22 protein-coding genes are annotated in these 24,580 nt (G+C 52.7%); 11 read left to right on the top strand and 11 right to left on the bottom strand.

Annotated elements, in window-relative coordinates:
* Nucleotides 1-110: 110 nt before the first annotated feature.
* Nucleotides 111-1,604, bottom strand: a complete 1,494-nt coding sequence (gene tolC / locus EHN13_RS11685; protein WP_124021422.1) for an outer membrane channel protein TolC — start codon at nucleotides 1,602-1,604, stop codon at nucleotides 111-113.
* A gap of 199 nt (nucleotides 1,605-1,803) precedes the next feature.
* On the opposite strand from tolC, the gene nudF reads away from it, so the two are divergent.
* Genes nudF through parE form a run of 5 tightly spaced genes read left to right on the top strand, consistent with a single transcriptional unit; the run spans nucleotide 1,804 to nucleotide 6,209 of the window.
* Complete coding sequence (gene nudF, locus EHN13_RS11680; protein WP_040233966.1) at nucleotides 1,804-2,436, top strand: ADP-ribose diphosphatase; 633 nt, start codon at nucleotides 1,804-1,806, stop codon at nucleotides 2,434-2,436.
* A complete protein-coding gene (locus EHN13_RS11675) occupies nucleotides 2,433-2,855 on the top strand; it encodes a DUF1249 family protein (RefSeq protein ID WP_124021421.1) in 423 nt (140 codons plus the stop codon). The genes nudF and EHN13_RS11675 overlap by 4 nt, the downstream gene beginning before the upstream one ends.
* Before the next feature lie 24 nt (nucleotides 2,856-2,879).
* The gene (gene cpdA, locus EHN13_RS11670; protein WP_124021420.1) at nucleotides 2,880-3,707 is read left to right on the top strand and encodes a 3',5'-cyclic-AMP phosphodiesterase; all 828 of its coding nucleotides are present in this window, start codon (nucleotides 2,880-2,882) and stop codon (nucleotides 3,705-3,707) included.
* Nucleotides 3,707-4,288: an esterase YqiA gene (gene yqiA, locus EHN13_RS11665; RefSeq protein ID WP_003024575.1), complete on the top strand. Its 582-nt coding sequence runs from the start codon at nucleotides 3,707-3,709 to the stop codon at nucleotides 4,286-4,288. Before cpdA ends, yqiA begins: the two co-directional genes overlap by 1 nt.
* A gap of 28 nt (nucleotides 4,289-4,316) precedes the next feature.
* Entirely contained in the window at nucleotides 4,317-6,209 is a 1,893-nt protein-coding gene (parE, locus tag EHN13_RS11660) for a DNA topoisomerase IV subunit B (RefSeq protein ID WP_003024571.1), read from the top strand.
* 107 nt (nucleotides 6,210-6,316) lie between these two features.
* On the opposite strand, the gene EHN13_RS11655 is transcribed toward parE, so the two are convergent.
* The 4 genes from EHN13_RS11655 to qseB all read right to left on the bottom strand — a co-directional run bounded on the left by EHN13_RS11655 (nucleotide 6,317) and on the right by qseB (nucleotide 9,358).
* Nucleotides 6,317-6,631, bottom strand: a complete 315-nt coding sequence (locus EHN13_RS11655; protein WP_003024557.1) for a putative quinol monooxygenase — start codon at nucleotides 6,629-6,631, stop codon at nucleotides 6,317-6,319.
* Between the two features lie 30 nt (nucleotides 6,632-6,661).
* Nucleotides 6,662-7,243 (bottom strand): NAD(P)H-dependent oxidoreductase, encoded by a 582-nt coding sequence (locus tag EHN13_RS11650; RefSeq protein ID WP_003838153.1) that lies wholly within the window; start codon nucleotides 7,241-7,243, stop codon nucleotides 6,662-6,664.
* 109 nt (nucleotides 7,244-7,352) lie between these two features.
* On the bottom strand, nucleotides 7,353-8,702 hold the full coding sequence (gene qseC / locus EHN13_RS11645) for a quorum sensing histidine kinase QseC (protein ID WP_101742474.1): 1,350 nt from the start codon (nucleotides 8,700-8,702) through the stop codon (nucleotides 7,353-7,355).
* Entirely contained in the window at nucleotides 8,699-9,358 is a 660-nt protein-coding gene (gene qseB / locus EHN13_RS11640) for a quorum sensing response regulator transcription factor QseB (protein WP_124021419.1), read from the bottom strand. The genes qseC and qseB overlap by 4 nt, the downstream gene beginning before the upstream one ends.
* Nucleotides 9,359-9,510: 152 nt before the next feature.
* Here qseB and EHN13_RS11635 point away from each other — a divergent pair, with 152 nt between their 5' ends.
* The 5 genes from EHN13_RS11635 (at nucleotide 9,511) to EHN13_RS11615 (ending at nucleotide 17,062) form a co-directional block, all read left to right on the top strand.
* The gene (locus tag EHN13_RS11635; RefSeq protein WP_005123105.1) at nucleotides 9,511-9,906 is read left to right on the top strand and encodes a YgiW/YdeI family stress tolerance OB fold protein; all 396 of its coding nucleotides are present in this window, start codon (nucleotides 9,511-9,513) and stop codon (nucleotides 9,904-9,906) included.
* A gap of 118 nt (nucleotides 9,907-10,024) precedes the next feature.
* Nucleotides 10,025-12,283, top strand: coding sequence for a DNA topoisomerase IV subunit A (gene parC, locus EHN13_RS11630; protein ID WP_101742476.1), 2,259 nt, complete (start codon nucleotides 10,025-10,027; stop codon nucleotides 12,281-12,283).
* Between the two features lie 196 nt (nucleotides 12,284-12,479).
* Nucleotides 12,480-13,217, top strand: a complete 738-nt coding sequence (gene plsC / locus EHN13_RS11625; protein WP_040233973.1) for a 1-acylglycerol-3-phosphate O-acyltransferase — start codon at nucleotides 12,480-12,482, stop codon at nucleotides 13,215-13,217.
* Between the two features lie 71 nt (nucleotides 13,218-13,288).
* Entirely contained in the window at nucleotides 13,289-14,701 is a 1,413-nt protein-coding gene (gene ftsP / locus EHN13_RS11620) for a cell division protein FtsP (protein ID WP_005123112.1), read from the top strand.
* A gap of 189 nt (nucleotides 14,702-14,890) precedes the next feature.
* Nucleotides 14,891-17,062 carry a YgiQ family radical SAM protein gene (locus EHN13_RS11615; RefSeq protein ID WP_115642835.1) on the top strand — a complete coding sequence of 724 codons (2,172 nt, stop codon included), beginning with the start codon at nucleotides 14,891-14,893 and terminating at the stop codon, nucleotides 17,060-17,062.
* Nucleotides 17,063-17,156: 94 nt separating this feature from the next.
* Here the strand turns inward: EHN13_RS11615 and EHN13_RS11610 are convergent, their stop codons facing one another.
* From EHN13_RS11610 to yqhD, 4 genes are all read right to left on the bottom strand, one after another.
* Nucleotides 17,157-17,612, bottom strand: a complete 456-nt coding sequence (locus tag EHN13_RS11610) for an HIT family protein (protein ID WP_048213232.1) — start codon at nucleotides 17,610-17,612, stop codon at nucleotides 17,157-17,159.
* A 44-nt stretch (nucleotides 17,613-17,656) separates the two neighbouring features.
* Nucleotides 17,657-19,111 carry a DASS family sodium-coupled anion symporter gene (locus tag EHN13_RS11605; protein ID WP_048213231.1) on the bottom strand — a complete coding sequence of 485 codons (1,455 nt, stop codon included), beginning with the start codon at nucleotides 19,109-19,111 and terminating at the stop codon, nucleotides 17,657-17,659.
* A gap of 188 nt (nucleotides 19,112-19,299) precedes the next feature.
* Nucleotides 19,300-20,127 carry a 2,5-didehydrogluconate reductase DkgA gene (dkgA, locus tag EHN13_RS11600; RefSeq protein WP_048213230.1) on the bottom strand — a complete coding sequence of 276 codons (828 nt, stop codon included), beginning with the start codon at nucleotides 20,125-20,127 and terminating at the stop codon, nucleotides 19,300-19,302.
* Between the two features lie 104 nt (nucleotides 20,128-20,231).
* On the bottom strand, nucleotides 20,232-21,395 hold the full coding sequence (yqhD, locus tag EHN13_RS11595; protein WP_048213229.1) for an alcohol dehydrogenase: 1,164 nt from the start codon (nucleotides 21,393-21,395) through the stop codon (nucleotides 20,232-20,234).
* A gap of 193 nt (nucleotides 21,396-21,588) precedes the next feature.
* On the opposite strand from yqhD, the gene EHN13_RS11590 reads away from it, so the two are divergent.
* Nucleotides 21,589-22,488 (top strand): AraC family transcriptional regulator, encoded by a 900-nt coding sequence (locus EHN13_RS11590; RefSeq protein WP_048213228.1) that lies wholly within the window; start codon nucleotides 21,589-21,591, stop codon nucleotides 22,486-22,488.
* A 69-nt stretch (nucleotides 22,489-22,557) separates the two neighbouring features.
* On the opposite strand, the gene yghB is transcribed toward EHN13_RS11590, so the two are convergent.
* Entirely contained in the window at nucleotides 22,558-23,217 is a 660-nt protein-coding gene (gene yghB / locus EHN13_RS11585) for a DedA family general envelope maintenance protein YghB (RefSeq protein WP_048213227.1), read from the bottom strand.
* Between the two features lie 131 nt (nucleotides 23,218-23,348).
* Nucleotides 23,349-24,536, bottom strand: a complete 1,188-nt coding sequence (gene metC / locus EHN13_RS11580) for a cystathionine beta-lyase (RefSeq protein WP_115601460.1) — start codon at nucleotides 24,534-24,536, stop codon at nucleotides 23,349-23,351.
* Nucleotides 24,537-24,580 lie beyond the last annotated feature (44 nt).

The following is a 24,580-nucleotide window of genomic DNA, read 5'->3' as shown; positions in this document are numbered from 1 at the left end:
ATAGAGGATGACTGGTCGAAATTGAAGCGGGAAGAGGCGAGAATGCGCAGGAAGGGGCAGATCTTTACGTTGCCTTACGTTCAGACGGGGCCGAAGCCCCGTCTACAGCATCAATTACGGAACGGGTTGTTGCCGTTACTGCTGCTGGTTGTACGTGCTGTTGCCGGTTTGACCGCTGGTGCCGCACTGTTGGCAGTATAACCATCTGCTGCGGCGTCTTGCTGGGTGTTTTCCGGCGCAACGGCGTCAGGCGCGGTGGAAATAGGTTTACCCAGCGTATTGTTCAACGCCACCAGATCCTGCTCGTTAAGCGTACCGAGCGCAGACTTGATGTTTAACTGGTTGATCAGATAGGTATAACGCGCATTTGCCAACTGCTGCTTAGCGTTGTACAGCGTGGTAGTAGCATCCAACACGTCCACAATGGTACGTGTACCTACAGAATAGCCGGCTTCCATCGCATCCAGGGAGCTTTGGGCAGAGACAACCGCTTGTTTGTACGCATTAATGCTACTGATAGACGCATTAATGTTGTTGAATGATGAACGAACGGTCTGTACTACGCTGCGGTGCGCGCTTTCCAGTTGCTCACTGGCGCCAACAAAGTTGTACTGCGCTTGTTTCACCTGCGAGTTAACCATCCCGCCCTGGTACAGCGGCAGCGAGAAGTTCAGACCAATTTTATTTTGACCTTCATTGCTATCGTCATAGCGTGTACCTGCATCACTGGCACGAGTTTTAGATCCGCTGTAAGAGGTATCAGAAACACCAGTAGAGGCGGTTAAACCCAGCGTCGGCAGATGACCGTCCTGTGCCAGACGAATTTGCTCACGCGCCAGATCCTGGCTTAAACGTGCCTGCAATAACGTCAGGTTGCGGTTTTCTGCTTCTTTCAGCAGTGAATTCACCGCCTGCGGTTTGTTGGTTTTAAAGCCATCAACATTCAGCGAAGCCAGTTCCGGGTAGTAGTTGCCGGTGACCTGACGCAGCTGTTCAACGGCGTTGTCCAGGTTGTTACGCGCGGTAACTTCATTCGCCAACACGGTATCGTACTGTGAACGGGCGTTCTGTACGTCAGTGATAGCAACCAGGCCAACGTTAAAACGCTGGGTCGTCTGATCTAACTGACGATAAACGGCGTCTTTTTGTGCCTGGGTATAAGAGAGCACGTCAATCGCGTTCAATACGTTAAAATAGGCCGTGGCGGTATTCAGGATCAGCGTTTGCTGATCGGTCTGATAGGTCACGTCCTGGATGCCCGCTGATTTTTCTTGCAGCGTCAGGGCACGCCATTTTGACATATCGAACAGCGTCTGAGTCAATTGTAATGACGCGCTGGTGGCGTTGGAGTTGATACCATTTGAATCACGGTAGCCATTGCTGTAGGTGTAATCGGCACCTAAGCCCAGTTGCGGCAGTAAAGGACTACGCGCTTCGTTAATTTTTTCGAATGCAGCATCGCGATCGGCGGCGGATTTACGCAATTCCGGGTTGCTCAGGCGTGCTTGCTGATAAACCTGCATCAGGTTTTCTGCCTGGCTCAGAGTACTGAACCCCGACAGGCTCAGGCCGATAAGGATGGGGAGCAATTTCTTCATTTGCATTCCTTGTTGTGAAGCAGTATTTAGCGCTGATCAAATTGTAAAAATAATTGCTGATTCTAGCAGAATCCGCCACTTCAAAAAGTTGGCGTTACGTGCCATACGGCGTTAATTTGCATCAATTTAACACAAGGGCGCTCAAACAGCAGTCAAACGACCTTGAAATTCACATTTTAATCACTATTGGTACCAGGACAGCACAATGCGTAAACCAGACAACTTGCCAATGACATTCACTAAAAATGATGTAGAAATTATTGCACGAGAAACACTATACCGCGGTTTTTTTTCACTGGATCTTTATCGCTTCCGTCATCGCCTGTTTAACGGTGGTATGAGCGGTGAAGTGAAGCGTGAAATTTTTGAGCGCGGACACGCGGCAGTCTTGCTACCCTTTGACCCTGAGCGGGATGAAGTTGTGTTGGTCGAACAAATCCGCATCGCGGCCTATGACACCAGCGAAACGCCGTATCTACTGGAAATGGTAGCCGGAATGATTGAAGAAGGCGAAACCGTTGAAGATGTGGCTCGCCGTGAAGCAATGGAAGAAGCCGGACTGGACGTTAAACGTACGAAACCCGTGCTGAGTTATCTGGCAAGCCCTGGCGGCACCAGTGAGCGCCTGTCTATTTTGGTAGGTGAAGTGGACGCTTCGACCGCAAATGGTATCCACGGTCTGGCGGATGAAAACGAAGATATTCGTGTTCATGTGGTGAGTCGGGAACAGGCTTATCAATGGGTAGAAGAGGGGATAATCGACAACGCGGCTTCTGTCATCGCCTTGCAATGGTTACAGCTGCACTATCAAGAGTTAAAAACTGAGTGGAAAAAATGAAGCGTTACACACCTGACTTCCCTGAAATGATGCGCCTGTGCGAAACCAATTTTTCGCAGTTGCGCCGCCTGTTGCCACGCAATGATGCAGCCGGTGAAACAGTGAGCTATCAGGTAGCAAACGCACAATATCGGTTAACGATCGTTGAATCGACCCGATACACTACGCTTGTCGCGATCGAACAAACGGTGCCGGCTGTCACTTACTGGAGCCTGCCGTCATTGACCGTGCGTCTGTATCATGACGCAAGGGTGGCTGAAGTGTGTTCAAGTCAGCAGATCTTTCGCTTCAAAGCGCGGTATGATTATCCAAATAAAAAGTTGCATCAACGCGACGAAAAGCATCAAATTAATCAGTTTTTGGCCGACTGGTTACGGTACTGTTTAGCACATGGAGCGATGGCGATTCCGGTTTATTAGCGTCGTGAAACCTAAGGACACCATTTGGAAAGCCTGTTAACCCTTCCTTTGGCTGGTGAGGCCAGAGTCAGGATCTTACAAATTACAGACACTCACCTGTTTGCCGAAAAGCATGAAACCTTACTGGGTGTGAACACCTGGGATAGCTACCAGTGCGTACTGGATGCCATACATGCAGAGTCGCCTGAGTACGATCTGATCGTTGCGACTGGGGATTTGGCGCAGGATCAATCCGCTGCGGCCTATCAGCATTTTGCTGAGGGCATCGCAAGCTTTCGTGCGCCCTGCGTTTGGCTACCGGGCAATCACGATTTTCAGCCGGCAATGTACAGTGCGCTGCAGGATGCGGGAATTTCCCCTGCCAAGCGTGTTTTCATCGGCGAACAGTGGCAAATTTTGCTGCTCGACAGCCAGGTGTTCGGCGTTCCCCACGGTGAATTAAGTGAATTCCAGCTCGAATGGCTGGAGCGTAAACTTGCTGATGCACCAGAGCGTAATACCTTGTTGCTTCTGCATCATCATCCTCTGCCTGCGGGCTGTAGCTGGCTCGATCAGCATAGCCTGCGCAATGCCGCTGAGCTGGATAACGTGCTGGTGAACTATCCGCGCGTGAAATATCTGCTGTGCGGGCATATTCATCAGGAACTGGATCTGGACTGGAACGGACGCCGCCTGCTGGCGACGCCGTCGACCTGCGTGCAGTTTAAGCCGCACTGTTCCAACTTCACATTGGATACCATCAGCCCCGGCTGGCGGACGCTGGAGCTTTTTGCTGACGGGACGTTGCAGACTCAGGTACGTCGTCTGCAGGGTAATCGGTTCCACCCTGATACCGCTTCAGAAGGCTACTGATGTCTACGCTTCTCTATCTTCACGGATTTAACAGTTCTCCTCGCTCGGCGAAGGCGTGCTTGCTGAAAAACTGGCTGGCGGAGCATCATCCGCATGTAGAGATGATCGTGCCGCAGTTGCCGCCGTATCCGGCCCAGGCCGCAGAGATGCTGGAATCGATCATTCTTGAACATGGCGGAGAGTCGCTGGGGATTGTCGGCTCCTCATTAGGAGGCTATTACGCCACCTGGCTGTCGCAATGTTTTATGCTGCCGGCAGTGGTGGTGAACCCTGCTGTACGGCCTTATGAACTGCTGGTCGACTATCTCGGTCAAAACGAGAACCCCTACACGGGGCAGCAATATGTGCTAGAGTCACGCCATATTTACGATCTTAAAGTCATGCAGATTGACCCGCTGGAAGCGCCGGATTTGATCTGGCTGCTTCAACAAACGGGCGATGAAGTGTTGGACTACCGCCAGGCGGTGGCGTATTACGCCTCCTGCCGTCAGACAGTTATTGAGGGCGGAAACCACGCATTCACGGGCTTCGAAGATTATTTCAACCCGATTGTCGATTTCCTTGGACTGCACAGTTTCTGACGATCAATTCGAATTGCTTATTTAAACCATGACGCAAACTTATAACGCTGATGCCATTGAGGTACTCACTGGGCTTGAGCCGGTACGCCGTCGCCCTGGGATGTACACCGATACGACCCGTCCGAACCATCTTGGACAGGAAGTGATTGATAACAGTGTGGATGAAGCACTGGCGGGCCACGCGAAACGCGTGGACGTGATCTTACATGCCGACCAGTCTCTGGAAGTCATTGATGACGGACGCGGCATGCCAGTAGACATTCACCCTGAAGAGGGTGTTCCGGCGGTTGAGCTGATCCTCTGTCGTCTGCACGCGGGCGGCAAGTTCTCCAACAAGAACTACCAATTCTCCGGGGGTCTGCACGGTGTGGGTATCTCCGTTGTTAACGCCCTGTCCAAACGTGTGGAAGTGAACGTACGCCGCGACGGACAGGTATACAACATCGCGTTTGAGAATGGCGATAAAGTGCAGGATTTACAGGTTGTCGGTACCTGCGGCAAACGCAATACCGGGACCAGCGTGCACTTCTGGCCGGATGAAAGCTTCTTTGACAGCCCGCGTTTTTCTGTTTCGCGCTTAACGCACGTACTGAAAGCCAAAGCGGTACTGTGCCCGGGCGTTGAGATCACCTTCAAGGATGAGGTCAACAACAGCGAACAGCGCTGGTGCTACCAGGATGGTCTGAATGACTATCTGAGCGAAGCGGTAAATGGCCTACCGACGCTGCCGGAAAAACCGTTTATCGGTAATTTCAGCGGTGAAACAGAAACCGTGGACTGGGCGCTGCTCTGGCTGCCGGAAGGCGGTGAGCTGCTGACCGAAAGCTATGTGAACCTGATCCCAACTATGCAGGGCGGGACGCACGTCAACGGTCTGCGTCAGGGTCTGCTGGATGCGATGCGCGAGTTCTGCGAATACCGCAATATTTTGCCGCGCGGCGTGAAGTTGTCGGCGGAAGATATCTGGGATCGCTGCGCCTACGTGCTGTCGGTAAAAATGCAGGATCCGCAGTTTGCCGGACAAACCAAAGAACGCCTCTCTTCGCGTCAGTGCGCGGCGTTTGTTTCAGGCGTGGTGAAAGATGCCTTCAGCCTGTGGCTGAACCAGAACGTACAGTCAGCCGAACTGCTGGCTGAGATGGCGATTTCCAGCGCCCAGCGTCGTCTGCGTGCGGCGAAAAAAGTGGTGCGTAAAAAGCTGACCAGTGGTCCGGCTCTGCCGGGGAAACTGGCGGACTGTACCGCGCAGGATCTTAATCGCACCGAACTGTTCCTCGTCGAAGGTGACTCGGCGGGTGGATCGGCCAAACAGGCGCGCGATCGTGAATATCAGGCGATCATGCCGCTCAAAGGTAAGATCCTCAATACCTGGGAAGTCTCTTCCGATGAAGTGCTGGCTTCGCAGGAAGTGCACGATATTTCGGTGGCGATCGGTATCGATCCGGACAGCGACGATCTGAGCCAGTTGCGTTACGGTAAGATCTGTATCCTGGCGGATGCGGACTCCGATGGTCTGCACATCGCCACGCTGCTATGCGCACTGTTTGTGAAACACTTCCGCACGCTGGTGAAACACGGTCACGTGTACGTGGCGCTGCCGCCGTTATACCGTATCGACCTCGGTAAAGAGGTGTATTACGCGCTGACGGAAGAAGAAAAAGCGGGCGTACTGGAGCAATTAAAGCGCAAGAAAGGTAAGCCGAACGTGCAGCGCTTTAAAGGACTGGGTGAAATGAACCCGATGCAGTTGCGCGAAACCACGCTGGATCCGAACACTCGTCGCCTGGTGCAGCTCATTATCGATGATGAAGACGATCAGCGTACCAACGCAATGATGGATATGCTGCTGGCCAAGAAGCGTTCTGAAGACCGTCGTAACTGGTTGCAAGAGAAAGGTGACCTTGCGGATCTCGAAGGCTAATTGCATGTAGAAAAGCCGGAGAGGGGCGTAAAATGCCTTATCCGGCTCTCATCTGACGAAGCGATTATATGCCGGATAGCAAAGCCTCATCCGGCAAATCGACAACCTTAAATACCCGATTCCAGAATACGGATATTCATGTCCAGCACGTCGCCTTTCACGGCTTCGCTGTAGGCTTTCATATGCGGGGTCTGCAAATGCGCTTCAAGGTGCGCGATGCTTTCCCACTGTTCAACCATCACGATTGAGTCTGGTGCTGTGGTCTGAAAACTCACACCTGCTGCATGATCGACCATTGGCGCATAGCCGTGGCAGCCTTCTTCTTTCAGTACAGTCGGAACGATTTTAGCAAACTGATCCAGTACCGCCTGGCGGTGATGTTGACCTGGACGTGTACGGATTTCTGCAATAACGGTAAGCATGGTTAACTCCTTCTAATTCCAGGTGACTAGTTAACCAAAAATTTCGGTCAGATGCTTGCGATATTCTGCGATATAACGTGGAACATCTGGCATTTTAATCACGTCATTGGTGATAAAGGTCGGCAGCGCTTCCATTCCCAGGAACTGGTTTGCTTTATGGAACGGGAGATAGACGCCATCAACACCAACGCCATGGAAGAACTGGTCTTTTTCAGTGAAGGCTTCCATTGGCGCGTTCCAGGTCAGGGACAGCATGTATTTTTTGCCCTGAATCAGCCCGCCTGAGCCGTATTTTTTAGAGGCATCTGAACGTGTACGACCATCGCTGGCATACAGCGTACCGTGACCTTCGGTAAACACATCATCGATGTATTTTTTCACGGTCCACGGTGCACCCATCCACCAGCCCGGCATTTGCCAGATAACCGCATCGGCCCAGACAAAATTCTGCACTTCTGTTTTTACGTCATAATCGCTGTCCGCGCGTACGACTTTAACATCATGCCCGAGGTCGCGCAGGATACCGTCCGCGACCTCGGTCAGGGTGTCGTTTAACTGACCGTTAGAGTGGCCGAATTTTTTCGCACCATTGATAATCAGAATGTTGCTCATTTTGTGTCCTCAAGGAAATACGTTTGAGGACGATTTTACCCCCACGGGTGGTGCGGTGAAATTAGCAAAATGTGCAAAGTCTTTTGCATTACTAGCAATAATGCGGTCTTTACCAGCTGATTTTGGCCTCAAACCCGCCTTGCGGAGCATTACCAAACGAGGCAGACATCCCGTGTAAGGTCGCTATACGACGAACGATCGACAGGCCCAGACCACTACCGGTAACACTTTGTCCCGGCGGACGATAAAAGCGTTCACCGATGTGCGTCAGGATTTCCGGCGCAACGCCAGGCCCGTTATCCTTGACGCTGAAATTGCGGGCATTGAGCGTCACTTCCACAATGCTTCCCTGTGGGCTGTAGCGAATCGCATTATCCAGCAGATTACGGACCATCAGGCTGAGTAACAGCGGTTGTCCCGTGTGCGTGATGTGGTGCGCGTTAATCTGCAACCGCACATCGATGTGCGCCTGCTGTGCCGGATGGTAGATATCCATCACCGCGGATTGCAGAAGCTCCTCCAGCGAGATTTCCGCCACATCCTGAAGATTGTCGAGGGAGTCGAGGCGCGAAAGCGTCAGGAGCTGATCAACCAGTCGGGTAGCGCGGTCAATTCCCGTCTGCATCTGCATTAACGCTTTTTGTCGTGCCTGCGGATCATCGTCGGACAACTGCGCGACTTCGGTCTGTACCTTCAGTGCCGTCAACGGACTGCGCAGTTCGTGGGCGGCATCAGAGGTAAAGCGCCGTTCGCGAACCATCATCGAATGTGTGCGGATAAACAGTTGATTGAGCGACTCAACCAGTGGGCGAACCTCGCCAGGAATACCTTTCAGGCTCAGTGGTTCTTCAGATTCCGGATCCCGCACACGTAAAGCCTGCGCCAGCTTTTTTAGCGGCTTAAGTTCAAGGCTTAACAGGACAATCAGGATCAGCAGCATCAGCGGCAGGGCGACCAGCCACGGCACCAATTGGGCCGTCACGATCGCCAGGGCCATATCTTCGCGATATTCCCACTCCTGACCGACCACGATCCGGTACTTTTTATCCGCTGAAGTTAGCCAGATAAAGCGCCATTTATCGTTATCACCGTTCAGATAACCATCGTCAAACCCTTCCCGACGATAGCTATAGGGAATGTACTGACCATTGTCACCATCATGAAGAACCATTTTTCCATCCGGCGTGTAGACCGCAAAGGTCAGTACATCGTCGTCAATATGGCCATGTTTGAACTTTTTCGGTGTCTGCGCGATGCGCTCAGAAGCTTTTAGTTCATCAAGATCCAGCGTGACCAGCCGTTTGGCAAACAGCATCAGCTGCGTGTCAAACATCTCGTCAACGTTATCGGTGGTTTGTTTCCAGGCGACAAAACTGGAAATCAACCAGGTTACCAAAACCAAAATGATAAATATAAGCGTAAGTCTGATGCGTAGACTCAGGCGTTGTGTGAGTTTCATGCGTCACCCAGGGTGTAGCCAATGCCATGTACCGTGCGGATAAAGTCGCTGCCGAGCTTACGGCGCAAGTGATGGACGTGGACCTCCACCGCATTACTGGAGACGTTTTCATCCCAGTTATACAGTTTTTCTTCAATCAGCTTGCGGGGCAGGACGCGCCCTTTGTTACGCATCAGCAGTTCCAGCAGCGCGAACTCTTTTGGCTTAAGCGATAACAGCTCACCCGCGAACGTGGCGACCAGCGCGCCAGGATTAAGCGTTACCTGACCATGGCGCAGTTCGCTGGTGGTCTGGCCGCTGGCGCGGCGTACCAATGCTTCCAGTCGGGCGGCAACTTCGATCAGCGCAAAGGGTTTACACAGATAGTCATCCGCGCCCAGGCGCAGACCTTCCACGCGTTCTGTCAGCGCGTCACGAGCGGTAAGAATCAGCACCGGCTCCTGCTTCCCGTTGGCTCGCCATTCGCGCAGGATATCGCGCCCGTCTATGCCTGGCAGCGTCAGGTCGAGGATCACCGCATCATAAGGGGCGCTGTACAGTGCTTCTTTCCCCTGGCGACCCTCGGTAAACCAGTCGATGCTGAAACCCATTTTACTCAGACCTGTTTTCAGGCCGTCGCCAATCAGCGTGTCATCTTCTACCAGTAAAATACGCATATGTTCTTCCCTGCGGTCGCTCTCATTACCGTCAAGTAAACCTGTGGCTACAGCCTCTGTACAGTAAAAAAAGTATCTTTTTTTGCCTTAAGAACTTGTTAAGGATTAACTTATTTAATAGTCGTAAACCAACATGAAAGGGAGACATGACGATGAAAAAATTAGCTGCAATGGTTGCCGTAATGGCACTGTGTTCCGCACCTGTTCTGGCAGCGCAGCAGGGCGGCTTCTCTGGACCGACGACGACAACACAAAGCCAAAATGGCGGCTTTGTTGGCCCAAACGGTAGCAGCACGACGGTAGAAAGCGCCAAATCGCTGCGTGATGACACCTGGGTTACCCTGCGCGGGAACATCGTTGAGCGTATTTCCGACGACCTGTATGTGTTTAAAGATGCAACCGGCACAGTGAACGTAGATATCGACCACAAACGCTGGAACGGCGTGACCGTCACGCCGCAGGATGTGGTTGAAATCCAGGGTGAAGTGGATAAAGACTGGAACTCCGTTGAAATCGACGTGAAACAGATTACCAAAGTTGCCAAATAATCCTCATCAGGGCCGCAGTCGCGGCCCTTTTCTTTGTGACTCAACACGCCAGATGGGGTAGTATCTGCGGCAATATTGCCCTTCAATAGAGGGGTACAAAGTTGAGGAACCACGATTAATGAGCGATATGGCAGAGCGCCTGGCGCTGCATGAATTCACGGAAAACGCCTATCTGAACTATTCCATGTACGTCATCATGGACAGGGCGTTACCGTTTATTGGTGATGGTCTGAAACCTGTTCAGCGTCGCATCGTTTACGCGATGTCCGAACTGGGGCTGAATGCCAGCGCCAAATTTAAAAAATCCGCCCGTACCGTCGGTGACGTATTGGGTAAATACCATCCGCACGGCGACAGCGCCTGCTATGAAGCGATGGTGCTGATGGCCCAGCCCTTCTCTTACCGTTATCCGCTGGTTGACGGGCAGGGGAACTGGGGGGCACCAGACGATCCGAAATCCTTCGCCGCGATGCGTTACACGGAATCCCGCCTGTCTAAATATGCGGAAGTCCTGCTGGGTGAACTCGGTCAGGGCACGTCGGACTGGGTGCCGAACTTCGACGGCACCATGCAGGAGCCGAAAATGCTGCCTGCGCGTCTGCCGAATATCCTGCTAAACGGCACGACCGGGATTGCCGTGGGTATGGCGACGGATATTCCACCGCATAACCTGCGTGAAGTGGCCAAAGCGGCAATTACGCTGATTGAGCAGCCGAAAACGACGCTGGATCAACTGCTGGATATCGTACAGGGGCCGGATTACCCGACCGAAGCGGAGATTATTACGTCGCGTGCGGAGATTCGTAAGATTTACGAAAACGGACGCGGTTCCGTACGTATGCGTGCGGTATGGACGAAAGAAGACGGCGCGGTGGTGATTTCCGCGCTGCCGCATCAGGTTTCCGGGGCTAAAGTGCTGGAGCAGATCGCCGCTCAGATGCGCAATAAAAAGCTGCCGATGGTCGATGACCTGCGCGACGAATCGGATCACGAAAACCCGACTCGTCTGGTGATTGTCCCGCGGTCGAATCGCGTAGATATGGAACAGGTGATGAACCATCTGTTTGCCACTACCGATCTGGAAAAAAGCTATCGCATTAACCTGAACATGATTGGCCTCGACGGTCGTCCGGCAGTTAAAAACCTGCTGGAGATCCTCACCGAATGGCTGACGTTCCGTCGCGATACCGTGCGCCGTCGCCTGAACTATCGCCTGGAGAAAGTACTCAAACGCCTGCACATTCTTGAAGGTTTGCTGATAGCGTTCCTCAATATTGACGAAGTAATCGAAATTATTCGTCATGAAGATGAACCTAAACCCGAGCTGATGTCGCGGTTTGGTATTTCAGAAACTCAGGCGGAGGCCATTCTTGAGCTGAAATTACGCCACCTTGCCAAACTCGAAGAGATGAAAATCCGCGGTGAGCAGGACGAACTGGCGAAAGAGCGCGATCAACTGCAGGGCATTCTGGCCTCTGAACGCAAAATGAGTAACCTGCTGAAGAAAGAACTGCAGGCTGATGCGGATGCCTATGGCGACGATCGCCGTTCTCCACTGCGCGAGCGTGAAGAAGCGAAGGCGATGAGCGAGCATGACATGCTGCCGTCTGAGCCGGTGACTATTGTGCTGTCCCAGAGTGGCTGGGTGCGTAGCGCGAAAGGCCACGACATCGATGCGCCAGGCTTAAGCTATAAAGCGGGCGACAGCTTTAAGTCGGCGGTGAAGGGTAAGAGCAACCAACCGGTGGTGTTCGTTGACTCAACCGGGCGTAGCTATGCTATCGACCCGATTACGCTGCCGTCGGCGCGTGGTCAGGGTGAGCCGTTGACCGGGAAGCTCACGCTACCACCGGGCGCGACGGTTGAGCATATGCTGATGGAAGGCGACGATCAGAAGCTGCTGATGGCATCTGATGCCGGTTACGGTTTTGTCTGCACCTTCAATGACCTGGTCGCGCGTAACCGTGCGGGCAAGGCATTGATTACGCTACCGGAAAACGCACATGTTATGCCGCCGGTGGTGATTGAAGATGAAACCGATATGCTGCTGGCGATTACCCATGCGGGCCGCATGTTGATGTTCCCGGTGAGCGATTTGCCGCAGTTGTCGAAAGGCAAAGGGAACAAGATAATCAATATTCCTTCTGCGGAAGCTGCGAAAGGCGAAGATGGTCTGGCACAACTCTACGTGCTGCCGCCGCAAAGCACGCTGACTATCCACGTCGGGAAACGCAAAATTAAACTGCGCCCTGAAGAGCTACAGAAGGTAACCGGCGAGCGTGGTCGTCGCGGTACGCTCATGCGCGGTCTGCAACGCATCGACCGTGTTGAGATTGACTCGCCTCGACGCGCCAGTCACGGCGACAGTGAAGAATAACGCCAGCGTCTGGCTCTCCCTGTTTTCGCACAGGGAGAGCTTGTTTTAAAAATTCCCGTGAAACCGTTGTTTATTCGTGCGTTGCGATTAACAATACGCTTTTCCAGAGAGCCACTCTTAACAATGCCCTAACCTGATGCAGTATTCGGAATCAGGTGACGTAGAATGCCAGGCTCTTAGGCCTTTAGAGGTTGTTATGCTATATATTTTTCGTTTAATTATTACTGTTATTTACTGCATTTTGGTCTGTATTTTCGGTTGCATATACTGTCTGTTCAGCCCAAGAAATCCAAAACACGTTGCGACGTTCGGCCATATGTTTGGTCGCCTGGCTCCCCTGTATGGCCTGAAGGTCGAGTGTCGCATGCCGCCTGACGCGAAGAACTATGGTAATGCTATCTATATTTGTAACCACCAGAATAACTATGACATGGTTACCGCAGCGAATATCGTTCAGCCACCGACGGTCACAGTAGGTAAAAAAAGCCTGTTGTGGATCCCTTTCTTCGGACAACTGTACTGGCTCACCGGTAATCTGTTGATCGACAGAAATAACCGCGCCAAAGCGCACAGCACCATTGCGGCGGTGGTGAACCACTTTAAAAAGCGTCGTATCTCTATCTGGATGTTCCCTGAAGGAACGCGTAGCCGCGGTCGCGGTCTGCTGCCGTTTAAAACAGGTGCGTTCCATGCGGCAATTGCTGCGGGTGTCCCGGTTATCCCTGTTTGCGTTTCAACGACCTCTAATAAGATCAAATTGAACCGACTCAATAATGGGCTGGCGATTGTAGAGATGCTGCCGCCAGTGGATATCAGTCATTTTGGTAAAGATCAGGTTCGTGAACTGGCAGCGCATTGCCGCACGCTGATGGAACAAAAAATCGCAGAACTCGATAAAGAAGTTGCTGAGCGGGAAGCTGCCGGTAAGGTTTGATTCGCTCATTTCGGGTTTGTTACAGGAAATGATTTCCTGCGTGTTAATCGCCAGTTTTTCATGGAGCTTATATGTCATTCAGTCGGCGTCAGTTCATTCAGGCATCGGGGATCGCACTGTGTGCAGGTGCTGTTCCGCTGAAGGCTAATGCTGCCGGTCAGCAACAACCGCTACCTGTTCCCCCCCTGCTGGAGTCCCGTCGGGGACAGCCGCTATTTATGACGCTGCAACGTGCGCACTGGTCGTTTACGCCGGGCACGCGCGCACCCGTCTGGGGTGTTAACGGGCGCTACCTGGGGCCGACAATCCGCGTCTGGAAAGGTGATGACGTCAAGCTTATCTACAGCAACCGTCTGACAGAAAATGTCTCAATGACCGTTGCCGGATTACAGGTCCCGGGTCCTCTTATGGGGGGGCCGGCGCGTATGATGTCGCCTAACGCGGACTGGGCGCCCGTGCTGCCGATTCGCCAGAGTGCTGCAACCTTGTGGTATCACGCCAACACGCCAAATCGCACTGCCCAGCAGGTCTATAACGGCCTTGCCGGGATGTGGCTGGTTGAAGATGAAGTGAGTAAATCACTGCCGATCCCTAACCACTACGGCGTGGATGATTTTCCAGTCATTATTCAGGATAAGCGTCTGGATAACTTCGGTACGCCAGAATATAGCGAACCGGGCAGTGGGGGGTTTGTGGGGGATACTCTTCTGGTCAACGGGGCGCAAAGTCCGTATGTCGAAGTCTCCCGCGGCTGGGTGCGTTTGCGTTTGCTGAATGCCTCAAATTCGCGTCGTTATTTGCTGAAAATGAGCGATGGTCGTGCGCTGCATGTTATCTCAGGCGATCAGGGGTTTTTACCCGCGCCGGTTTCGGTGAAGCAGCTATCGTTGGCGCCAGGCGAGCGTCGTGAGATTCTGGTCGATATGACCAACGGTGATGAAGTTTCGATTACCTGCGGCGAGGCGGCCAGTATTGTCGACAGGATCCGTGGTTTCTTTGAACCTTCCAGTATCCTGATCTCCACGCTGGTACTGACTCTGCGACCAACCGGCCTTCTGCCGCTGGTAACGGATAGCCTGCCAATGCGTCTGTTACCCACCGAAATTTTGAGCGGCTCGCCGATTCGCAGCCGTGATATTAGCCTTGATGACGATCCCGGAATCAATGGCCAACTGTGGGATGTCAATCGCATGGATATCACGGCGCAGCAGGGATCCTGGGAGCGCTGGACGGTGCGTGCAGATATGCCGCAGTCGTTCCATATTGAAGGCGTCTCTTTCCTGATCCGTAATGTGAATGGCGCGATGCCGTTCCCGGAAGACCGTGGCTGGAAAGATACCGTCTGGGTTGATGGGCAAGTGGAGTTGCTGGTCTATTATGGGCAGCCTTCCTGGGCGCATTTCCCGTTCTACTTCAACAGCCAGACGCTGGAAATGGCAGACCGTGGTTCTATTGGCCAGATGCTGGTGAATCCGGCACCGTAATAGATATTCCTGTGCCGGGTGGCGGCTTCGCCTAACCCGGCCTGGACCGTGCGAAAGCACAGGAACGGTCAGCGTAGCACCAGCAGAGATGAAATTTAACATCCTTACAATACTCCTTCATTTCCCCTGTTGATCCAGCGTATAATCCCCGGCCTTTGATTATTTTTTTACCATTTTTTTGGAAGCATTATGAGCGCAATATCCCTGATCCAACCGGACAGAGACCTTTTCTCCTGGCCGCAGTACTGGGCCGCCTGCTTTGGGCCGGCACCATTTTTGCCGATGTCACGCGACGAAATGGATCAACTTGGCTGGGATAGCTGCGACATCATTCTGGTTACCGGCGATGCGTACGTCGATCACCCGAGCTTCGGCATGGCTATTTGCGGCCGTATGCTGGAAGCGCAGGGCTTTCGCGTGGGGATCATCGCCCAACCGGAGTGGAACAGCAAAGATGACTTTATGCGTCTGGGCAAACCTAACCTGTTCTTCGGCGTAACCGCCGGTAACATGGACTCGATGATCAACCGTTATACCGCCGATCGCCGACTGCGCCATGACGATGCCTATACGCCGGACAACGTGGCGGGTAAACGCCCGGACCGTGCGACGTTGGTTTATACCCAGCGCTGTAAAGAAGCCTGGAAAGATGTGCCGGTTATTCTCGGCGGTATTGAAGCCAGCCTGCGCCGTACTGCGCATTACGATTACTGGTCAGATACCGTACGCCGTTCCGTGCTGGTGGATTCAAAAGCTGACATGCTGATGTTTGGTAACGGCGAACGTCCATTGGTGGAAGTCGCGCACCGTCTGGCGATGGGCGAAACCATTGATCAGATCCGCGACGTGCGTAATACCGCGATTATGGTTAAAGAAGCGCTGCCGGGCTGGAGTGGAGTGGATTCCACACGTCTGGATATGCCCGGGAAAATTGACCCCATCCCCCATCCGTATGGCGAAGACTTACCGTGTGCTGATAACAAACCGGTCGCACCGAAAAAACAAGAAGCGAAAGCGGTAACCGTACAGCCGCCGCGTCCGAAGCCGTGGGAAAAAACTTACGTACTGTTACCGTCTTTCGAGAAAGTGAAGGGCGACAAAGTTCTGTACGCCCATGCGTCGCGTATTCTGCATCACGAAACGAACCCAGGATGCGCGCGTGCGCTGATGCAAAAGCATGGCGATCGCTATATTTGGGTTAACCCGCCAGCGATCCCGTTGTCGACTGAAGAAATGGACAGCGTCTTTGCTCTGCCGTACAAGCGCGTACCGCATCCGGCGTACGGTAACAGCCGTATTCCCGCCTATGAGATGATCCGTTTCTCGATCAATATCATGCGTGGCTGTTTTGGTGGTTGCTCGTTCTGTTCGATCACCGAGCACGAAGGGCGCATTATCCAGAGCCGTTCCGAAGATTCGATCATCAATGAGATCGAAGCCATTCGCGATACCGTTCCGGGCTTTACCGGCGTGATTTCCGATCTCGGCGGTCCAACTGCAAACATGTATATGCTGCGCTGTAAGTCTCCGCGTGCAGAACAGACCTGTCGTCGTCTGTCCTGCGTTTACCCGGATATCTGCCCGCATATGGATACTAACCACGAACCGACGATTAATCTCTACCGCCGCGCGCGTGATCTGAAAGGCATTAAAAAGATCCTTATCGCATCCGGGGTGCGTTATGACATCGCCGTGGAGGACCCGCGCTATATTAAAGAGTTGGCAACTCACCATGTGGGTGGCTACCTGAAGATTGCGCCGGAGCATACAGAAGAAGGCCCATTGTCGAAGATGATGAAGCCGGGTATGGGCAGCTACGACCGCTTTAAAGAGTTATTCGATACCTACTCTAAACAGGCCGGTAAAGAGCAGTACCTGATCCCCTATTTTATCTCTGCGCACCCGGGTACGCGTGATGAGGATATGGTGAATCTGGCTCTGTGGCTGAAACAGCGTCGTTTCCGTCTGGATCAAGTGCAGAACTTCTACCCATCACCGCTGGCAAACTCTACAACCATGTATTACACCGGGAAAAACCCGTTGGGCAAAATTGGTTATAAGAGTGAAGATGTGGTAGTGCCAAGAGGTGATAAACAGCGCCGTCTGCATAAAGCACTGCTGCGTTACCATGATCCTGCTAACTGGCCGTTAATCCGTCAGGCGCTGGAAGATATGGGGAAAAAGCATCTGATTGGCGGTCGTCGCGAATGTCTGGTTCCGGCCCCGACGCTGGAAGAGATGCGTGAAGCACGTCGTCAGAACCGCCATACACGTCCGGCACTGACCAAGCATACGCCAGTCGCGCACCAGCGTCAGACACCTGCGGCGAATAAAAAACGCGGGAAAGTCGCGGGGCGCTAATCTGTCTTGCCCGGTAGTGAAATGCTTACCGGGCCAGACAGACCGTAGGCCGGATAAGGTGCTCGCACCGCCATCCGGCAGACATGCTCAGTATTTATGCTTCGCGAATTCTGGCCGCTAATGCGGCCAGTTTTTCATCGTCAGCCCGTTCGTGGTCATGTGACGACAGATACCCTTCATACTGCTCGAAAAATTTAGTCTGCCGGGACTCAATCGGTTTCCAGTGCGTCAAATCACCTGTGCCATGCATAGGGCTGAGCTTACTGTGCACATGATCCACGCCAAACCCTTCGAAAAACATCCCCGTACGACTGACATCCGGGAAAGCCTTATCCAGTTTTTTCGCCACCTTTTGGGTCGCCAGCATCAGGTCTGCCAGCGCCTGTGGCGGCATATCAAATGCATAGCTTGGGTAGTGCTTTTTCGGGATCACCACGGTAAAACCGTCGGTGTTTGGGAAAATCGACAGAAAGGCCAGGTGATGCTCGTCTTCCCAGACTTTATGGCAGGGCGCTTTACCTTCAACAATTTGACAGAAAATACAGGTCATTCCTTTTCTCCGTAGATAAGACGTTTCGTCAGGACGCAGTGAGTTTAGTACAGACCCAGCATCTTCCACCACATCAGCCCTACAGTGATAAAGACGGCTTGATTGAACAGGCTGATGATGAATCCCGTTCGCCACCAGACTCCCGTCGGTACGTACCCGGCACCAAACAGAATCGGCCCGCGAGCGTGAGTGTACTGAGTGAGGGAACAGTACAGGCTGCTGGTGAAGGCCAGCATCAACGCCGTAGGGGCAGCGGGAATGTTCAAATGCAGGCCGACGCCGAGGAAAACGGCATACAGCGCCGCAATCTGCGCATTACCGCTGGCAAAAAAGTAGTGGGTATAAAAGTACGCGGCGTTGAGCAGCAGCAGGACAACCACCCAACTGGTTCCATGCATAGTACTGCTCAGGCTATCGCCAATCAGGTTGCCAAACCAGGTGGTAAAACCCAGTTTTTTCAACTGATTTGCCATCATCAATAGTGCGGCAAACCAGATCAGTGTATCCCACGCACCTTTCTCGCTTTTGACATCTTCCCAGCTCAGAACGCCGCTGAGCAGCAAGATGGATAAACCAACAAATGAGGCGGTGGTGGCGTCGACGCCCAGCGTATCACCAAAAATCCACAGTACCAGCAGGACGCCGACGGTCGCCAGCATCAGCCATTCCCCGCGTGACATACGGCCCATTTCCGCCAGTTCTTTACGCGCCAGATTAGGGGCATCCGGCGTGTGTTTAATTTCCGGGCGCACAATCCAGTAGACCAGTAATGGAACCAGCAGTAAGGAAACCAGGCAAGGCAGCAATGCCGCCATAAACCAGCTGCCCCAGGTCAGAGTGACCCCCGCATTGGCCGCCAGCTTCACTGCCAACAGGTTGCCGGTATATCCGGTCATAAAGAGCGCGGCGGTGACGTCGTTGACGTTGCCAATACAGGTGATAAGAAAGGTGCCGATTTTACTGCGGGATTCATCTTCCGGGTTCGAGTGGAAACTGCGCGCCAGGGAGTCGGCAATGGGATAGATGACGCCGCCGCAGCGGGCCGTGTTGCTTGGCATTGCGGGGGAAAGTATCAGGTCCGCAAACGCCAGTCCGTAGGCGAGTCCCAGCGTGCGCTTGCCGAGCAGGCGGATCATCTGCAGCGCAATACGTCGTCCGAGGCCCGTTTTGATAAACCCGCGGGCAATCATAAAGGCGACGACAATCAGCCAGATCAGAGAACTGTTCAGTTCGCTCAGTGCGGTGGTAATAGCGCCGCTGGCGGTTTTATCCCCGGCAGCATAAGCGAGGGCAAAAACGGTAATACCGATAATGCCGACTGCGCCAATAGGCAGAACTTTTGCCACGATAGAAGCAATGGTAGCAACGAAGATAATGGCTGAATGCCAGGCTGGCGCACTTAACCCACTGGGTGGGGTAAGCTGCCAGAGCCCGGCAGAAATAAATAGTATAAGAATCAATGGGAGCCATTTGACGCCTTGCTGTGTTTTTTCCGCCATGGTCACGCACCTATAGATATTTGTGATGTGTTCATTAAATCAATATTATTACTGAATAATTAGTAAGTTATATTGCGTAATGCTGCACGTGGATGTGCCATAAATACATCAATAGTTGCGCGTTTATTGTTTCTTAATATTTCGACAGGAGAAAAGCCCGACGGGAATGCCGGGCTGGAGAGGAGAGATTAACCGCCGAACTGATCCGGGTCAGGGCCAAGGCGTTTACCTTGATCGAGTTTTGCTATTTCACCGAGTTCATCTTTGTCCAGGCGGAAGTCCCAGACATTGAAGTTCTCGGCGATACGGGCAGGGGTGACGGATTTCGGGATCACTACCAGGCCGCTATCCAGATGCCAGCGAATGACGACCTGCGCCGGTGATTTGCCATATTTTTCAGCGAGGTCGCGAATGATCTTTTGATCAAATACGTCTTTGCCGCCCTGCGCCAGCGGGCTCCAGGATTCGGTCTGGATTTTATGTGTGGCGTTCCAGGCGTGCAACTGGCGCTGTTGCATCAGTGGATGCAGTTCTATCTGGTTAATCACCGGCGGGACACCTGTTTCATCCATCAGGCGCTGGAGATGATTGATCTGAAAGTTGCACACGCCGATGCTCTTAATCAGCCCCTCTTTTTGCAGGTCGATCATGTTTTCCCACGCTTCAACGTAGTGATCGATCGCCGGAACAGGCCAGTGCATCAGGTAGAGATCGAGGTAATCGAGCTGGAGTTTCTCCATGCTTTCGAGCAACGCTTCCCGTGGGCGTTTCTGATCATCATTCCACAGCTTGGTGGTAATGAATAACTCTTCGCGCGGTACGCCAGCATCGCGTATTGCTTTGCCGACACCTTCTTCGTTTTTGTACGCCGCAGCGGTATCAATTGAGCGATACCCTACTTCCAGCGCTTTATGAATGGCGGTGATGACTTCTTCGTTGCTTGCCTTCCAGACCCCCAGGCCCAGTTGCGGCATGACGTTACCATCCTGTAGTTTGATAATGGTTGGAGTGGTCATAATTCCTCCCCTTAATGACTGTCACCGGAACATACTCCGGTGACATAGGTGTGACTTAAGCCTGGTATAAATAGCCAAAAACGAAAGTCGGAGGTTAAAAAACCTTAGCGGGCAGCTTCGTAAATCCGGCGGCTGACGTCCAGCGTAATGTCCTGATGTTCACCCAGTTTCGTGCCGCCATGCGCTTGCAGTTTTTCCAGCAGTGCCGGGATGGAACTGCCATCCAGACCGTAGTCAGACAGGCGAGTCGGTACACCCATTTGTTCGAAGAATTGACGGGTGGCGGCAATCGCGGCATCAATGCGCTGGTCTTCGGAGCCTTCGGTGATATTCCAGATGCGTTCTGCGTATTGCAGCAGTTTGGCACGCTTGGTATCGCGTTTTTCATTCCACAATGCAGGCAGGACGATTGCCAGTGTCTGAGCGTGGTCAAGTCCGTGCATTGCCGTCAGTTCGTGACCCAGCATATGGGTTGCCCAGTCCTGCGGTACGCCTGCGCCGATCAGTCCGTTCAGCGCCTGAGTGGCTGCCCACATGACGTTCGCACGCACATTGTAGTTTTCCGGCTCCTGCAATGCTTTCGGACCGTCTTCTATCAGCGTCAGCAGAATGCCTTCGGCGAAGCGATCCTGAATTTTCCCGTCTACCGGATAAGTCACGTATTGTTCTACAGTATGAACAAAAGCATCTACCACGCCGTTGGCAACCTGACGTGGCGGCAGAGTATAGGTGTAAACCGGATCGAGTACAGCAAATACCGGCTGGACAAACGGGGTCATGAAGGCCAGTTTGTCGCCAGTCGTTTTGCGCGAAATTACCGCGCCAGAGTTAGATTCGGAGCCAGTTGCCGGCAGAGTTAATACGGAGCCCATTGGAACGGCGCTTTGTACGTCGTTACCGCGTGTTTCCAGAATGCGCCATGGGTCAACACCGTCAGCGTAATGTGCTGCTGCGGCGATGAATTTTGTGCCATCCAGAACAGAACCGCCGCCTACCGCCAGCAGGAATGTCACCTTCTCATCACGCACGATTTTTACCGCGTTCATCAGCGTTTCATAAGACGGGTTCGGCTCAATACCGCCAAATTCCAGCACGTCCAGGCCTTTCAGTGCATCCTGAACCTGTGCCAGAACGCCGGTTTTTTTCACGCTACCACCGCCGTAGGTAATCAGTACGCGAGCATCCTGTGGGATTTGGTCGCGCAGTTCTGCAATCGCGCCTTTACCAAACAGAATGCGGGTTGGGGTATGGAGATTAAAGTTGTTCATTGCTCGTTACCTTGTGTGGGTAAAAAAGAGGGTAGGCGAGTGCCTGCCTGATGGTGAACATTGTGGTCGTCAGAAGCGTTCCTCTCAATGCTCATTTCTGCCAATGTCTTGCCCATTTCTACAGACTACTGGAGAAAATGGATAAAAGTCCGCACTATATCAGGGTTGCAAATCAATGATGAAATGGTGCCCTATGAACCGTGATGAGATCTGTCTCCTGCTGACAGATAAAATTAAACAGCTGAAAAATAATGAAAATAAATTAAATGATCTGCTGCCTGATATTCGCTTACTGTACGGCTCTGAACCTGGGGTGCGCACACCAGTGATGTATCAGCCTGGCATTATATTTCTCTTTTCAGGATATAAAATTGGTTATATCAACGAGCGTGTCTTTCGCTATGATGCCAACGAATACTTACTGCTCACAGTACCTTTACCCTTTGAATGTGAAACGTATGCGACACCGGACGTTCCGTTGGCTGGTATCCGCCTGAACGTCGATATCCTGCAATTGCAGGAATTGCTGATGGATATTGGTGAGGATGAGCTGTTCCAGCCTGCAATGGCGGCAAGCGGGATCAATTCGGCGACGCTATCCGATGAAATTCTCTGTGCTGCGGAACGCCTGCTGGATGTGATGGAGCGGCCATTGGATGCACGTATTCTGGGAAAACAGATTATTCGTGAGATCCTCTACCACGTACTGACCGGGCCGCGTGGTGGCGCGTTATTGGCGCTGGTCAGTCGCCAGACGCATTTCAGTTTGATAAGCCGTGTGCTGAAGCGAATTGAAACCAAGTACACCGAAAATCTCAATGTTGAGCAATTGGCGGCAGAGGCCAATATGAGCGTGTCGGCGTTCCATCATAATTTTAAATCGGTGACCAGTACTTCACCGTTGCAGTATCTGAAGAGCTATCGATTGCATAAAGCGCGGATGATGATGATTCATGACGGGATGAAAGCCAGCGCGGCGGCCATGCGCGTAGGTTATGAGAGTGCATCGCAGTTTAGTCGGGAGTTCAAACGTTACTTTGGCGTCACGCCAGGAGAAGATGCAGCCAGAATTCGGATGATGCAGGGGGGGTGATTTCTTGTCGGCCTTAACGCTGCGCGCCATCAACGAAATGCCGGAGTGACTCCGGCATACGGCTAATACTCAGGCGCTACAGTATTTTTTTTTAATCACCACGAACAGCGTTCCCAGCAGACCTGCGGTTAACAGGGCAACAGGCAGGATCATTAAAAAGGTCATCACCTGATCTTCGTGGCGTTTAACAAACGGGATCATGCTGAGCGCATAGCCGAAACTGGTGACCACAGTGACCCACAGCAGCCCGCTCAGCCAGTTAAAAAACTGGAAGCGACGGTTAGGCAGCCCTGAAATCCCCGCCATGGTTGGCAGTAAGGTACGTACAAACGCCAGGAAACGTCCGGCGAGTAGTGCCATCAACCCGTGTTGGTCAAACATACAGGTAGCACGCTGATGATATTTTTCAGGTAATTGTGCCAGCCAGCCTTTTACCGTCCGCGTGTTGCCCAGCCAGCGCCCCTGAATGTAGCTCAGCCAGCAACCGAGACTGGCAGCGGCAGTCAGAATCGCTATGGTAGGTAAAAAACTCATCACGTCCTGAGCAATCAGCGCTCCTGCCAGTAATAGCAGGCTGTCACCGGGCAAAAAGGAGGCGGGCAGCAGGCCATTTTCTAAAAACAGTGTGGCGAACATCACGAAGTACACCACGCTCACGACGTGTGGGTCCGCCAGCGCGGCAAAATCGTGTTGCCAAAGCGCGGAGATAATATCTTGAATGACTACCATGGACTTTCCTGTGGAACAGCGTTTATAAGTGGATTGTACTCCTGAATTGTCCGGGATGCCTTGATCCCGGACGCAACAATTGCAGACTTTTCCACCAGAAGTGTCTGCATATATGTCCATCTGCGGCAATGTTACTCGATTCGGGCAAATCCTGCGGCTAAATCGGCAATCAGATCGTCAACATTCTCTAAACCGATATGCAAACGGATGAGCGTTCCGCTGAAGTCCACTTTGCCTTGCGGACGGATTGCCGCGATATGTTCCGGTTGGTTAGCCAGAATCAGTGATTCAAAACCGCCCCAGGAATAGGCCATGCTGAACAGGCTGAAGTGATCCAGGTACGCAGACAGTTCTTCATTATTTAGCTTCTTATTCAGAACAAATGAGAACAGACCGCTGCTACCGGTAAAGTCGCGTTTCCAGAACTCGTGTCCCTTGCTGCCGGGCAGTGCCGGGTGATTCACGCGGGCAACCTGCGGATGGTCAGCCAGCCACTCGGCGACTTTTAAGCTGCTTTCATGGTGTTGGCGCAGGCGAACGCTTAACGTCCGCAATCCACGGCTGGTCATATAGGCGGTATCGGCGTCCAGCATTTGTCCCATCAGATAGGCGTTTTCACGCAGTTGATCCCAGCAACGGGCATTGGATACCGCTGTCCCAGCCATGCCGTCGGAATGACCAATCAGATATTTCGTCCCTGCCTGAATTGAGATATCGATACCGAAATCCAGCGCGTTGAACAACACGCCCGCAGCCCAGGTGTTATCAATCATGATGATCGCGTCAGGCACTACGCTTCTGACGGCGGCAACAATGGCTGGAACATCATGAACTTCCATGGTGACAGAACCTGGAGATTCAAGAAAAACGACTTTAGTGTTCGGCTGTATATGCTTCACAATATCCGCGCCAATCAGCGGATCGAACCAGCCGGTTGTCACGCCAAGCTTGCCCAGCACCTTAGTGCAAAAATCCTGGCTGGGTTCATAGGCGGTGTTGGTCATCAGCACATGATCGCCTTGTTCAACAAAGGCAAGGATGGTGTTGGCAACGGCTGCTGCACCGCAGGGGAACAGGGCGCAACCGGCCCCGCCTTCCAGTTCACACATCGCTTCCTGCAGTGAGAAATGCGTCAGCGTGCCGCGACGGCCATAGAAAAGGGCACCGTTTGCGCGGTTATGCGTCGCCTGTTTTTTCGCCTCAACGGTGTCGAATACCAGTGAAGACGCGCGCTGGATCACGCTATTTACCGAACCCAGCGTGTATTTTTTACTACGCCCGGCGTGAACGAGTTTGGTCTCAAGCTGCTTATCTGCCATGTTGTATTACCTATTTTTATACGTCTGGATGTCTAAACTAGCAT

Source organism: Citrobacter youngae, assembly GCF_003818115.1.
Classification (GTDB): domain Bacteria; phylum Pseudomonadota; class Gammaproteobacteria; order Enterobacterales; family Enterobacteriaceae; genus Citrobacter; species Citrobacter youngae.
Note: the sequence above shows the minus strand (reverse complement) of the source record. Positions and strands in the feature narration are given on the sequence as shown.